Origin of the sequence: Sunxiuqinia elliptica, assembly GCF_900113005.1 — a bacterium.
Lineage (GTDB): Bacteria > Bacteroidota > Bacteroidia > Bacteroidales > Prolixibacteraceae > Sunxiuqinia > Sunxiuqinia elliptica.
The window spans coordinates 13,916-27,611 of the sequence record NZ_FONW01000002.1; the positions used below are offsets into that span (position 1 = coordinate 13,916).

General features: G+C 42.8%; 11 protein-coding genes. 9 read left to right on the top strand and 2 right to left on the bottom strand.

Going from position 1 to position 13,696, the window contains the following annotated elements:
• Positions 1-31 precede the first annotated feature (31 nt).
• The 3 genes from BM156_RS04760 to BM156_RS04770 all read left to right on the top strand — a co-directional run bounded on the left by BM156_RS04760 (position 32) and on the right by BM156_RS04770 (position 3,825).
• Complete coding sequence (locus tag BM156_RS04760) at positions 32-1,999, top strand: helix-hairpin-helix domain-containing protein (protein WP_170846865.1); 1,968 nt, start codon at positions 32-34, stop codon at positions 1,997-1,999.
• 48 nt (positions 2,000-2,047) lie between these two features.
• Positions 2,048-3,175, top strand: coding sequence for a lysophospholipid acyltransferase family protein (locus BM156_RS04765; protein WP_093918708.1), 1,128 nt, complete (start codon positions 2,048-2,050; stop codon positions 3,173-3,175).
• Between the two features lie 176 nt (positions 3,176-3,351).
• Positions 3,352-3,825, top strand: a complete 474-nt coding sequence (locus BM156_RS04770) for a DUF4251 domain-containing protein (RefSeq protein ID WP_093918709.1) — start codon at positions 3,352-3,354, stop codon at positions 3,823-3,825.
• 49 nt (positions 3,826-3,874) lie between these two features.
• Here the strand turns inward: BM156_RS04770 and BM156_RS04775 are convergent, their stop codons facing one another.
• Entirely contained in the window at positions 3,875-5,095 is a 1,221-nt protein-coding gene (locus BM156_RS04775; RefSeq protein ID WP_093918710.1) for a uracil-xanthine permease family protein, read from the bottom strand.
• Between the two features lie 29 nt (positions 5,096-5,124).
• Positions 5,125-6,846, bottom strand: a complete 1,722-nt coding sequence (recJ, locus tag BM156_RS04780) for a single-stranded-DNA-specific exonuclease RecJ (RefSeq protein WP_093918711.1) — start codon at positions 6,844-6,846, stop codon at positions 5,125-5,127.
• A gap of 305 nt (positions 6,847-7,151) precedes the next feature.
• Here recJ and lysS point away from each other — a divergent pair, with 305 nt between their 5' ends.
• From lysS to BM156_RS04810, 6 genes are all read left to right on the top strand, one after another.
• Positions 7,152-8,873: a lysine--tRNA ligase gene (gene lysS, locus BM156_RS04785; protein WP_093919396.1), complete on the top strand. Its 1,722-nt coding sequence runs from the start codon at positions 7,152-7,154 to the stop codon at positions 8,871-8,873.
• Between the two features lie 18 nt (positions 8,874-8,891).
• Positions 8,892-9,887: an NAD(P)H-dependent glycerol-3-phosphate dehydrogenase gene (locus BM156_RS04790; RefSeq protein WP_093918712.1), complete on the top strand. Its 996-nt coding sequence runs from the start codon at positions 8,892-8,894 to the stop codon at positions 9,885-9,887.
• Positions 9,888-9,892: 5 nt separating this feature from the next.
• The gene (locus BM156_RS04795) at positions 9,893-11,236 is read left to right on the top strand and encodes a glucose-6-phosphate isomerase (RefSeq protein ID WP_093918713.1); all 1,344 of its coding nucleotides are present in this window, start codon (positions 9,893-9,895) and stop codon (positions 11,234-11,236) included.
• Between the two features lie 356 nt (positions 11,237-11,592).
• Positions 11,593-12,075, top strand: a complete 483-nt coding sequence (locus BM156_RS04800; protein WP_093918714.1) for a hypothetical protein — start codon at positions 11,593-11,595, stop codon at positions 12,073-12,075.
• Positions 12,076-12,178: 103 nt separating this feature from the next.
• Entirely contained in the window at positions 12,179-13,069 is an 891-nt protein-coding gene (locus BM156_RS04805) for a polysaccharide deacetylase family protein (protein WP_212733419.1), read from the top strand.
• A gap of 36 nt (positions 13,070-13,105) precedes the next feature.
• The gene (locus BM156_RS04810; RefSeq protein WP_093918715.1) at positions 13,106-13,675 is read left to right on the top strand and encodes an AraC family transcriptional regulator; all 570 of its coding nucleotides are present in this window, start codon (positions 13,106-13,108) and stop codon (positions 13,673-13,675) included.
• Positions 13,676-13,696 lie beyond the last annotated feature (21 nt).

The following is a 13,696-nucleotide window of genomic DNA, read 5'->3' on the forward strand; positions in this document are numbered from 1 at the left end:
AGCTTGCATTATAAATATCAGTTGTGTGTTTATGGCTCTAATATCTTGGGGACAGCAACCGGACATGCAACAGGTCGCTAAGTTGGAAGATGTTATTGAAGCCATTGTTGCAGACAATGAAGACGCTAATGTTGAGCAATTGCTTGATGATCTTCAGGCCTTCAGGGAAGCTCCCTTGAATATTAATCAGTGTCAACGGGCAGATTTGGAACGATTGTATTTTCTATCTCCGGTGCAGATTGATCACCTATTGACCTACCGTCAGCAGTATGGCCCGATTTTGACTCCGTTTGAGTTAGCTCAGGTTGATGGTTTTACTCGTCAGTTGATTGGTTGGCTACAGCTTTTTGTTGTTTTTGGATCGGCAGAAGCAAGCAAACGTTTTTTTCCAACTCGACAGGAAATTCTATTGCGGGCCATCAGGCAGATTGAACTACAAAAAGGCTACAAAGAACCTCGAAAGTACCAAGGTTCTCCAGAGAAACTCTATTTACGCTACCGGTTCTCTTCTTCGACGGTGAGAGCAGGTTTAACTGCCGAGAAAGATGCTGGAGAGTCTTTTTTTTCAGGAGCTAACCCAGAAGGATTTGACTATTACAGTGCTTTTGCAATAATTGGACTGAAAGACGATCAGCATCAATTGTTCTTGGGCGATTATCTGGCCCGGTTTGGTCAGGGCTTGGTGGCCTGGCAAGGATTTTCTCTTGCTAAATCGGCCGAAGTCAACCAGGTTGCTCGATTTGGGCAGGGACTTCGGACGTATAGTTCAACCGATGAAAACAACTACCTGAGAGGCTTGGGCGCGGCATTTCATTGGGGGAATTTCGGGTGGAGCCCATTTGTTTCGTATAAAAAATTTGATGCCAATCGTGAGCAACGAGCAGAAGAGACTGTTTTTACCTCTTTCCAATCGTCGGGCTTACACCGAACAGCAAACGAGATTGAAGATAAAAATTCGGTGAGTGCTTTAACCATCGGAACGAATCTGACTTATACGTTTCAACGGTTCTCTTTGGGCGTGACTGGAGTATACAATCGATATGGCTTGGCGCTTGACCGTAGGGAAGCAGACTACAACCGGTTTCTATTTGAAGGACGGCAACTAACAACGGTTGGAGCAAATTATCAATGGGGCGTGAGCCGGTATTATTTTTATGGGGAAGCAGCTTGGTCTGGAAGCAAAGGATTCGCGTTTATTCAGGGAGTAGAAGGCCAATTGGCTGATGAACTCGAACTGTCGTTGTTGTATCGTTCTATTGGCAAAAAGTACAATGCTCCTTTGGGAAGTGGGTTTACTGAAAACAGCCGCTTAAATGATGAGCAAGGTCTCTACCTGGGAGCAACTGTTGAACCTTTGGCAAATGTGAGTGTAAAGCTGTATGCTGATCTTTTCTCGCATCAATGGATAAAATACACAACAGTGGCTCCGGCAAAGGGGGCAGAATACCTTTTGCAAGTCAACTATCAGCTGAATGATGAGTGGGAAATTTACGGGAGGTATTTTTATGAAGAAAAGCCTGTGAAATCGAAAGGAGCAGATTTTCAGTTTAATTTGGAACAGCAACGGGAGAAATGGAGAGTACACTTGAGTGGAGCAATTGCCGATCGGTATCTTCTAAGGAGCCGACTTGAGTGGATCAATTATCAGCACGAGGAGCAATCAAAAGGATGGCTGGTATTTCAGGATTTTGGGTGGCGAAGCAAAGCAAACAATTGTTCTGCTTGGTTTAGAGTAGCCTATTTTTATACCGATGATTATGATTCCAGGATTTACACCTATGAGAATGATCTGCTCTACCAGTTTGCTGTGCCTGCTTTTTACGGAAAAGGCATGCGTTTTTACCTCAATGGAAAAGTTAAAATATGTGAAAAAATAGACTTCTGGATGAAGCTCGCAAGGAGCTGGTTTATTGGTGTTGACACGATTGGAACTGGTTATAGTCAGTTGGATGCCAATAGCCGTACAGAGGTTAAATTTCAGTTAAGATTCAAGTTTTAACTTGCATTTTATATCTTTGCCCGCGAAACTTAAAGGATTGGGGTGAAAATGAACTACGACGATATTCGGCCTTATGAAGACCATGAAGTCAATCATTACATTAATGTACTGTTAAAGGATGAGGTCTTCCAAGAAGTCCTTCGATTTATCTTTAAAGACGATAATCAACGTCTCGCAGCTCAAAAAGCGCTAGCTCAAATTCAGACTGTGGAAGAGTTACAATTAAGCTTCATGTATACTCTCATTAAAGACTGGATTATTGATAAAACGACCAGCGGAATTAGTTGGAGTGGTTTAGAGCACTTGGATCTATCCAAAAGTTATTTATTCATCTCAAACCATCGGGATATTATTCTCGATTCTGCAATTTTGAACTACATCATAGTCAATGCAGGGATGAATACAACGGAAGTTGCCATTGGCAATAACCTGTTGATTTATGATTGGATTCTCCACGCAGTAAAGTTGAATCGGGCATTCGTGGTTAAACGCAACCTGCCAGCGCGTGAGTTGTTGTTGGCATCGAAAAAACTGTCGAACTACATTCGTGAAGCTGTAACTAAACGGAATCGCTCTGTTTGGCTTGCCCAGCGAGAAGGTAGAACAAAAGATGGTTGTGATCAAACGCAGCAAGCTTTGTTAAAAATGCTGAACCTGAGCAATACAAAGGATTTTGCAGAAGGTTTTCGCGAACTACAAATTGTCCCTCTCTCGATTTCATACGAACGTGAACCTTGCGGAATTTCAAAAGTTGAGGAGCTCTACAAACGGGAGTGCTCTGGGTATGAGAAAACTCAGGCTGACGATATGAAGAGCATGGCTTTTGGATTGACTCGTCCGAAGGGACGCGTACATTTCGCATTTGGAAAGCCAATTGATGCTCCACTGGATGAATTTGCAAAAGCAGAGACCGTGAACGAGAGCATTCAACAGTTGGCAAGCTACATCGATTTAAGAATTTACCGGAATTACAAGCTTTGGCCGAATAACTACTTGGCAGCCGACTTGTTGAACGGTAAAGAAGAACATGCCGATAAAGTGGATGATGCAACCCGTGAAAAATTCTCAGAGTTACTGGAGGATTTGGTGCAAACCATTGGGGAAGGAGATCCAGAACGTCAGCAAGAGTTGTTCATGCAGATGTATGCCAACCCGGTGCTAAACGCAGAAAAATAAGCCATTTATAATTTTTAGTTGGTACTTGTAGCCGAGTTTCTTGGGTAAAGGGGAGTATTGTGTCTTAACCTTTAATTTGGATATTCGTAAGCTTTAATGTTAAAATAATGTTGCCGGATAAGTCTGGCACTCATTTTGCTAACAGGTTTACGGATTAGAAATTAAAGCCTTGAGAAATGAAACAATTTACGCTATTCATGTTGATGATTATGTTATCATTGAGCATGGGATATGCTCAAGATACAACAGAGAGTGCCATACAAGAGATGATTGAAGGTAAGCAGTTTAAGTTTACCGCACGTTCTGTAACCCCTTTGAGCGGATCAACAATAAATTTGACATCGACCTACGACTTGGTTGTTGATAGTTCCTTGGTTGAAGCATGGTTGCCATTTTATGGCAGAGCTTACCAGTCGGATTACGGAAGCACGGAAGGAGGAATCAAGTTTAAGGAAGAAGCTAAGCTGTATGAGGTCAAGTACAATGAGAAAAAGAAATCATATGCTCTTCGGATTGAGGTTGATACCGCAAAAGACTCGTATAAGATATATATAAGTGCGGGGGAGAGCGGTTATGCTTCTATGAGCATTTCTTCCAACCGAAAACAGTCGGTTAGCTACTATGGAATAATCGAAGCAATAGATGAATAAAAAAGGCAGGTTTTTCCTGCCTTTTTTATTTTGTTATTTTTTTCGCTACTTAATCATTCACAATAACTTCTTTCGCTTTTCCAGGTAACACCAGGTTTAATAGAATTCCAACGACTGCTGCAAGCCCGATGCCTGCCAGCGAGAAATTACCCCATGAAATAACAGCTCCTCCAATACCAATGGTCAAGACAATAGAAACAACCACTTGATTTCGAATTTCAGTCATGTCGGTTTTAGAATCAATCAATGTCTTAATACCTACGGATGCAATAAGACCAAAGAGTAGAAGCATGATTCCGCCTAGAACAGCTTGTGGAATTGTTTTCAGGATACCGCTGATTTTACCAATTAAAGAGAAAACAATAGCGGTAATAGCTGAGATACGAAGAACAAATGGGTTGGTCACTTTTGTTAAAGCAACGGCTCCTGTTACTTCAGAATAAGTAGTGTTAGGAACACCTCCCATTAAACCTGCCAAACCGGTTGCGATACCATCTCCCAATAAGGTTCTGTGCAAGCCTGGTTTCTCAATGAAGTTCTTTTGAGCAACACCTCCAATAGCATACATGTCACCAACGTGTTCGATGATCGGAGCAACAGCAACTGGGATCATGTATAGGATGGCTCCCCAGCTAAACTCGGGCATTGTAAAAGCAGGTAAACTAAACCAAGCAGCTTCTTTAATCGGGGTGAAGTCGATTACACCAAATACCAAGCCAGAAATATAACCAACAACAATTCCGATGAAGATGGGAATCAGCTTAATAAGACCTTTGGTAAAAACGACGACAATAACGGCTGTTGCCAAACTAATAATGGCAATTGCCCAGTGAGTCTTGGCCATATCAACGGCAACACTGGCCAGTGATAACCCAATAATCATGATAACTGGTCCAACAACGGTAGCTGGAAATAAGCGTTCAATGAGTTTGATTCCACGCCATTTAACGATGGCCGAAACCACGGTATATACAATACCAACAGCAACAATCCCTGAAAGTGTTCCGGGTAGGCCATAAAGTTTAGTCGCCTCAATAATTGGGGCAATGAATGCAAAGCTACTTCCCAGAAAGACGGGAACCATTCCTTTCGTAATCAAGTGAAAAAGTAGGGTTCCGATCCCAGCCGTAAAAAGGGCTATCGAAGGATCAATCCCCACCAAAAGCGGCACGAGCACAGTGGCTCCAAAAGCAACAAACAAAAATTGCACACCCAAAACCAAGTTACTTCCGGTGAACTGGTTCTGGTTCTCTTTCTTTTTCAGGTTCATAATTTACTTGAAATTTGGTCAATTGATTTTTAATATAGTTTTGCTGAAATGTCGCGAATGTACAATTGGATGTTTGTTTTTCCCCGGAATTCATTCTCGGCAATCGAGTAACAAATATCAAAAGGTAAGCCTTGGCTAATGGCTTCATAATGGTCAGCCTGGCTGAAAGCAATTGCTGGAAATACCGATGAATTACCAGTTGGCTCGACCAAGTCCAGTTTCAAGTGTTCGAGTTGGCGTCCTACACAACGGCTTGTTCCGCTATCGAGTACATTTTCTGTAACAAAAACGGGAGTCATGTTGTGAGGGCCAAATGGGGCAAACTGTTTAAGTATCCGGTAAAATTTAGGGGTGATTTCCGAAAGTTGAATCTTAGCATCAATATCAATCATTTCGGTTTGTTGCTTATCTGTAATATTTTTAACAACAATTTCTTCAAATCGACGGGTGAAAGCCGGGATGTTTTCAATTTTCATGGTTAGTCCGGCTGCATACATGTGCCCTCCATAGGATTCCAGAAGGTCGCTGCAGGAGCCAATGGCTTCGTACAGGTCAAAATCTTTTACAGAACGAGCAGAGCCGGTAGCCATACCATTCGATTCTGTTAAAATAACTGTTGGGCGGTAATAGTGCTCAGTTAACCGGCTGGCAACAATTCCAACCACGCCTTTGTGCCAGTCCCTGTTATAAAGAACGGTAGATTTTCGTTCGGATTGGTAGGGATCATGGGCAATCATATCCAGTGCTTCCTGAGTGATGTCGCGATCCAGTGTCTTACGAATTTCGTTATACGAATTGATTTCGTTACCAAGGTCGATAGCTTCTTCCTCTTCGGTAACAACAAGGATGGCCACGGACTTTTTCCCGTGTTCAATACGTCCGGAAGCGTTGAGGCGGGGACCAATTTTGAAAACAATATCACTGACCGAGATGTCTTGCCCGACCAAGCCCGATAGTTGTATGATTGTCTTTAGCCCAAGGCTGGGGTTGGAGTTAAGCTTGCGTAAACCATAATAGGCCAATACGCGGTTTTCTCCGGTTACCGGAACAATGTCTGAAGCAATACTTACAACGACCAAGTCAAGCAAATCGTATAGCTCAACAACGGGTACATCATTTTGTTGGGCATAGGCTTGCAGGAGTTTAAAACCCACGCCACAGCCCGACAACTCTTTGTAAGGGTAGTCACAATCAGGACGTTTAGGATCTAAAACTGCTACGGCTTCCGGAATGATATCATCCGGGTTGTGGTGGTCACATATAACAAAGTCAATACCACGATCTTTGGCATTCTTTATTTTCTCAACAGCTTTGATCCCGCAATCGAGTACGATAACCAGCGAAATGTTTTGTTCTTCGGCATAGTCAATACTACGCGGAGATATGCCATACCCTTCTGAGTACCGATCTGGAATATAGTAATCCAAGTCCTTAATTCGACTTCTTAAAAACTGATACATCAGGGCAACAGAAGTAGTCCCGTCAACATCATAATCACCATAAATCAATACTTTTTCTTCGTTGCTGATTGCTTGCTCCAGCCGGTGGACAGCTTTGTCCATATCTTTCATTAGGAAAGGATCGTGCAAATCCGATAGGCGGGGGCGGAAAAAGGATTTGGCTTCGTTGTAGGAAGTGATTCCTCGTTGGGCCAAAAGGTTGGCAATTACCATATTCACATTGAGGGCAGCAGATAAATGCTTGATAACATTGACATCGCCTTGAGTTTTAATGTTCCAGATTTTATCCATTCTGATTGCTTGGGCCTCGTTTGTGTCCTCTATTTTAATTGGTCAAAGATAAGCAATGCTAGTTGATCTGGAAAGAAAAAGAAACGCATTAATTCATATTCTGTTAACAGTTGTTCCCTAGTCCAATCTAAATTTCATCCATTCAAACCATTAGGAGAAGCATAAACTTATTAACATTAGCTGATAAAACCCAAGATGTTGATTATGTTCTCTTTAGTTTGACTTGGACTTTGGTAACGATTAAACTTTTCTTTGTTATCTTTGCACCAAATTTTTTTAAAAATACTTCAAATCGAAAAGGATCCATGAGTATAGCAGAGCTTAGCGAACAGGAGGTTATCCGCCGCAATTCAATGGCGAAATTACGCGAGTTGGGAATCGAGCCCTATCCGGCCGAAGAGTATCCCGTAAATGCCAAGACCGCTGAAATAAAGGCCGGCTTTGATCCGGAGAAGAAGAACTACCAGGAAGTCGTATTGGCCGGACGAATTATGAGCCGACGCATTATGGGTAAAGCATCGTTTGCTGAACTGCAAGATGACACTGGACGTATTCAATTGTACTTGAACCGGGATGAAATTTGCCCGGAAGAAGATAAAACCATGTACAACGATGTATTTAAAAAATTGTTGGACATTGGTGACATTATTGGTGTGAAAGGATTTGCTTTCATCACTCAGGTGGGAGAGAAATCAATTCATGTCAAAGAAATTACGGTATTAGGAAAATCACTCCGCCCACTTCCCATTGTAAAGGAAAAAGACGGAAAAACATACGATGCTTTTACTGATCCCGAGCAACGCTACCGTCAACGCTATGTTGACTTGGTGGTTAATCCACAGGTGAAAGATGTTTTCATCAAGCGGACAAAGATCATGAACACCATGCGCGAGATGTTTAATGAAAAGGGCTACCTGGAAGTGGAAACACCAATCTTGCAGGCAATTCCTGGAGGGGCTGCTGCTCGTCCGTTTATTACGCATCACAACAGCTTAAATATTCCGTTGTACCTGCGGATTGCCAATGAACTTTATTTGAAGCGATTGATTGTTGGTGGATTCGAAGGTGTTTATGAGTTTGCAAAAGACTTCCGTAACGAGGGGATGGACCGGACTCACAACCCGGAGTTTACTGCGATGGAGATTTACGTTGCTTATAAGGATTACAAGTGGATGATGGACTTCACAGAAGAAATGGTTGAACGTGTGGCCTTGGCTTTGCACGACAAAACCGAAGTTCAGCTGGGCGACAAAGTAATTGATTTTAAGCGTCCTTATCCAAGAGTGACCATGCGTGATGCCATCTTGGAACATACCGGACACGATATTGCTGGTAAGAACGAAGAGGAATTACGTGAGATTTGTAAAGCACTAGATATTGAAACCGACCCAAGTATGGGTAAAGGAAAACTGATTGATGAACTATTTGGAGAGAAATGTGAGCACAATTACATTCAACCAACATTCATTATCGATTACCCGGTTGAAATGTCACCACTGACTAAGAAGCACCGCGACAACCCCGAGTTAACCGAGCGTTTTGAATTGATGGTTAACGGGAAAGAAATCGCCAATGCTTATTCAGAGTTGAATGACCCAATTGATCAACGGGAACGTTTCGAAGACCAGTTGCAACTTTCTGAAAAGGGAGACGATGAAGCCATGTTTATTGACCAAGACTTCTTGCGTGCACTGGAATATGGCATGCCTCCAACATCAGGAATGGGAATTGGAATCGATCGTTTGACCATGTTTATGACCAATAGCCCATCAATTCAGGATGTGTTGTTCTTCCCACAAATGAAGCCGGAGAAAAAAGCAACGGTTGATTCAGATGAAAAATTCATCGAAATGGGGATTCCTGCTGAATGGGTGGATGTTATTCGTAAAATGGGTTTCCAAAAAACGGAAGCTTTGAAAGAAATTAAGCCAGGAAAGTTTTTTAATGACCTGTGTGGATTCAATAAGAAAAACAAACTTGGCCTAGCCAATCCGTCTATGGATGAGGTGAAGCAATGGCTTGCCTAGTCAGTAAGGCGAACGATTATGCATGGAGAACCTAAAATAGCAATTATTGGAAGTGGAAGTTGGGCGACAGCATTGGCTAAAATTCTGTTGAACAACGTTGAACATATCAATTGGTATTTTCGTAACACGGACAATATTGATCAATTTAAGCGGTTTGGTCATAACCCCAACTACCTAAGAGGTGTTGAGTTTGACATTAACCGCATTACTTTTTTCGATAATCTCGACCAGATTATTGAAGAATCAGATTTGTTGGTTTTGGCAATCCCTTCAGCGTTTTTACATGATTCTCTGAAGGAAGTGACAGTCGATATGAGCCACAAATTCATTGTTTCAGCAGTCAAAGGAATTGTTCCTCATGGCAACCAAATTGTTGGAAGTTATCTGCACGAAACATTCAAAGTACCGTACGATCGGGTTGGAGTGATTGCCGGACCATGCCACGCTGAAGAAGTGGCTTTGGAGCGTCTTTCATATTTGACTATTGCGAGTCCGGACATCAAGCGAGCCGCAGACTTTGCGAATTTACTGGAATGCGAGTACATCCGGGCACATGTATCGGACGATATCTTTGGAACAGAATACGCTTCGGTCTTGAAAAATATTGTGGCTATTGCATCCGGAATTGTTCATGGGCTGCGTTATGGCGATAATTTCCAAGCCGTACTGGTGGCCAATGCCATTCAGGAAATTAAGCGTTTTGTTGATAAAGTACATCCCATAAGCCGCGACATCAAAAGCTCGGCTTATCTTGGTGACCTTTTGGTTACAACCTACTCCCAGTTTTCGCGTAACCGCACATTTGGTGCGATGATTGGGAAAGGCTATACAACACGGACGGCACAAATTGAGATGCACATGGTGGCTGAAGGGTATTATGCCACCAAGTCAATTCATGAAATTAATGAAGAGTTTAAGGTGAAAATGCCTATTTGTGAGGCTGTTTACAGTATCCTGTATGAGAATGTGCCTCCTTCAGTTGGAATTCGACAATTAACCGAAAAATTAAGATAAAGACCATGAAAAGTATTTCATTGAATCTGGATAAAACATTCGATTTTATTTCAAAAGATACCGTTGAAAGCTATGCAGGCCAATTGCAAAAACACAATGAGGACCTGCATAACAAAACCGGAAAAGGGAACGATTTTTTAGGCTGGGTAAACCTGCCTACTTCGATAAGTGAGGCTGAATTGGCCGATTATGAAGCAACTGCAAAAACATTGCAAGACAAAAAGATTGAAGTTTTTGTGGTTGTGGGTATCGGTGGTTCCTACTTGGGCGCTAAAGCAGTGGTTGACGCGTTGACCGATAGTTTTGCGCAGTTGAAAGGAAGCGATAAACCGCTAATTCTATTTGCTGGTCAAAATATTGGTGAAGACTATTTGTATGAGCTTCGTCAGCTGTTGAAAACCAAAGAATATGCTTTGGCTGTTATTTCTAAATCAGGAACAACAACTGAACCAGCCATTGCTTTCCGTTTGTTGAAACAAGACATTGAAGAAAAATATGGAAAAGAGGAAGCTGTTTCTCGGATTATAGCTGTTACCGATGCAGAGCGCGGTGCACTAAAATCATTGGCTAACTCCGAAGGCTATAAAACATACGTAATTCCTGATGATGTTGGTGGCCGTTACTCGGTACTGACTCCCGTAGGATTGCTGGCCATTGCTGTTGCAGGTTTCGACATTCGTGCCTTGGTGCAGGGAGCCGTTGATATGGAAAATGCTTCGGGACCAGACGTTGCGTTCGAAAATAACTTGCCTGCTCAATATGCAGCGGTGCGTAATGAGTTGTACAAAAATGGCAAGATGATTGAAATCTTGGTCAACTACAATCCAAAGTTGCACTACTTTGCTGAGTGGTGGAAGCAGTTGTATGGTGAGAGTGAAGGAAAAGAAGGCAAGGGTATTTTCCCTGCAAGCGTCGATTTTACATCTGACTTGCACTCGATGGGGCAATACATTCAGGAAGGTGAGCGTAAATTGTTCGAAACCGTTTTATCTGTTGCTTTACCCGATCGTGAAGTGCGTATCCCATCTGACGAGGCGAACTTGGATAGCTTGAATTATTTAGCTGACAAGCGCGTGGATGAGGTGAATAAAATGGCTGAGCTGGGAACCATGTTGGCTCACGTTGATGGCGGTGTTCCAAACATTCAGGTTGAACTGCCGAAATTGAATGAGTACTACCTGGGACAATTAATCTATTTCTTCGAGAAAGCTTGCGGTTTGAGTGGTTACACTTTAGGTGTGAATCCATTTGACCAACCAGGAGTTGAGGCTTACAAAAAGAACATGTTTGCCTTGCTTGAAAAACCAGGTTTCGAAGAAGCAACCAAAGCAATTAAAGCACGCTTGTAAGCGTACAAAAGATAATCTGTCTAAGAGGGATGCCACAATTTGTGGTGTCCCTTTTTATTTGTCTCCACTTTTCTGGTTGAAGCCGAAATAGCTCCAATTTCTATTTAAAAGTAGGGCTGTTTTTTAAAGAATGAATTCAGGCTTAGGAGTGGGATAATAGCTAAAGAATAATTATTTTTAGTGGCTAATTACTTGTTGCTTGTCTTTATCTCGTAAAGCAATTACTCACTAATTCAAATTCGACTACTACACATTTACAAGGGGCAGTTTAACTTGTGAAACGAGCATGAAATTTTTCATTCTCATATACACGGAGAATGATTGAAACTATAAACAAATAAACTAAACTCAAACAAATGAAACGAAACATTGGATTATTGATTTTACTAACCGTTTTATTCGGCTGCAACACAGCGACACAAAAAGCTCAACAACCTGAAAAACCAGAGAAGCCAATCAAGCAGCCTATTGAAGGCACCTGGAAATTGCTTTCCGGAACTTTGATTGAAAAAGGTGATACTGTTACAACAGACTATACCAAGGGAGTTGAGTTTATCAAGATTATCAATGGAACACACTTCTCCTTTTTGCAACACGACTTAACCCAAGGAAAAGATTCGGCAGCGGTATTTGGTGCTGGCGGTGGAACCTATACCTTGAAGGATGGAGTTTACACCGAGAATCTGGATTACTGCAGCGCCCGCGAGTGGGAAGGAAACAGCTTTGAGTTCGAAGTTCAGGTCGATGGCGATACACTCATCCAGCAAGGTGTGGAGAAAATTGAAGAGCAAGGCATTGACCGAATGAATATTGAGCGCTACATACGGGTGAAAAATTAGCGTTAGGAAGTTATCCGGAAACTTGTTTTCTGTTAGCTTTGTTTAATGATGAACCAACCCTTTGGCTTGGTTTAGACACTTGATGAACTAAAACGAACGACCAATGAATCAATCGACAATAAAAATCCTACAGAGCTTGGGACTGTCAGAAGATACCCGCTTGCTGATTATCCATGCTGATGATGGTGGGCTGGCCCATGCCGAGAATAGCGCAACCATGCAAGTATTGCAGGAAGGGAGCGCCAATTCATACAGTGTGATGGTTCCCTGTCCCTGGTTTTACGAAATAGCCGGCTTTGCCAAGGACAATCCGCAAATTGATTGTGGTATCCACCTCACCTTAACGTGCGAATGGGAAAAGTACAAGTTTGGCCCGGTGCTGTCTATTGAGGAGGTGCCAAGCCTGGTGGATGAGAATGGCTTTTTCTACCGGAACCGAGCGGGAGTGGCGCAGCATGCCACAGCTGAGGATGTTCGCAAAGAGCTGGTTGCCCAAATCGACCGGGGCATGAAGTTCGGGATTCAGCCCACCCATCTCGATTCGCATATGTACAGTGTTGGGGCACGACCTGACCTGCTGCAGGTATATCGGGAGTTGGGACAGTTATATGATTTGCCTATTTTGCAGAGCAAGGACTTTGCGGACATGGTTCATCCCGGATCGGATAGCCTGTTGGAGGAGGAGGATTTATTGGTCGATCGTATTTTTTTGGGAGAATATCCTGATTTTGAAAAAGGCGAATTGCGCAAGTTTTATGCCGACAGTCTGGATCAACTGATTCCCGGGCTGAACCTGATTTTGATTCATCCGGCAATGGATACGCACGAGATGCAGGGTGTCAGCTGGAATCATCCAAACTTTGGATCTGAATGGCGGCAAATTGATTTGGACTATTTTAGCAGTGAGGCGTGTCAGCAAAAGATTGAGCAAAACGGCATCCGGATGATTACCTGGGAAGAAGTTTATGCTGCCTGGAAAGATGCCTATTTATAAACAAGCTGAGAAGGCAGCTGTTGAAAAGAACGACTGATGGAGGAAATGACCTTACATATAAAAAACATGGTGTGCCCACGTTGTGTGATGGCCGTTGAGGAAGTCTTGACTGATTTGCAAATTGCTTATGAGCGGGTACAGTTGGGTGAGGTGGTCTTGGGCAAAGCGCTAAGCAAGGAACAGCGCAAGCACTTGGAACAACGCCTGCAAAGTTTGGGCTTTGAGTTGCTGGAGTCGGCACGCTCAACCACCATCTCAAAAATCAAAACGCTGATCATTGAACAGATTCATTACTCGAAGGAGCCGATGACCATGAACTTTTCAGATTTGATTGCCGATAAGCTACACCACGATTATGGCTCCCTAAGTCGCTTGTTTTCATCGGTGGAGGGAATGACCATTGAGAAATTCATCACCCGCCAGAAGATTGAGCGGGTGAAGGAACTGCTCTTTTACAATGAGATGACCTTGTCGGAAATTGCCTGGCAAATGGGCTACAGTTCTGTAGCCTATCTATCTACTCAGTTTAAGAAAGAGACCGGCATGACTCCCTCGCAATTCCGGAAGGATCGGGAGCCTCGGTTGAATTCCTTGGATAAGCTCTGACCAAAATCTTATAAACAAGCC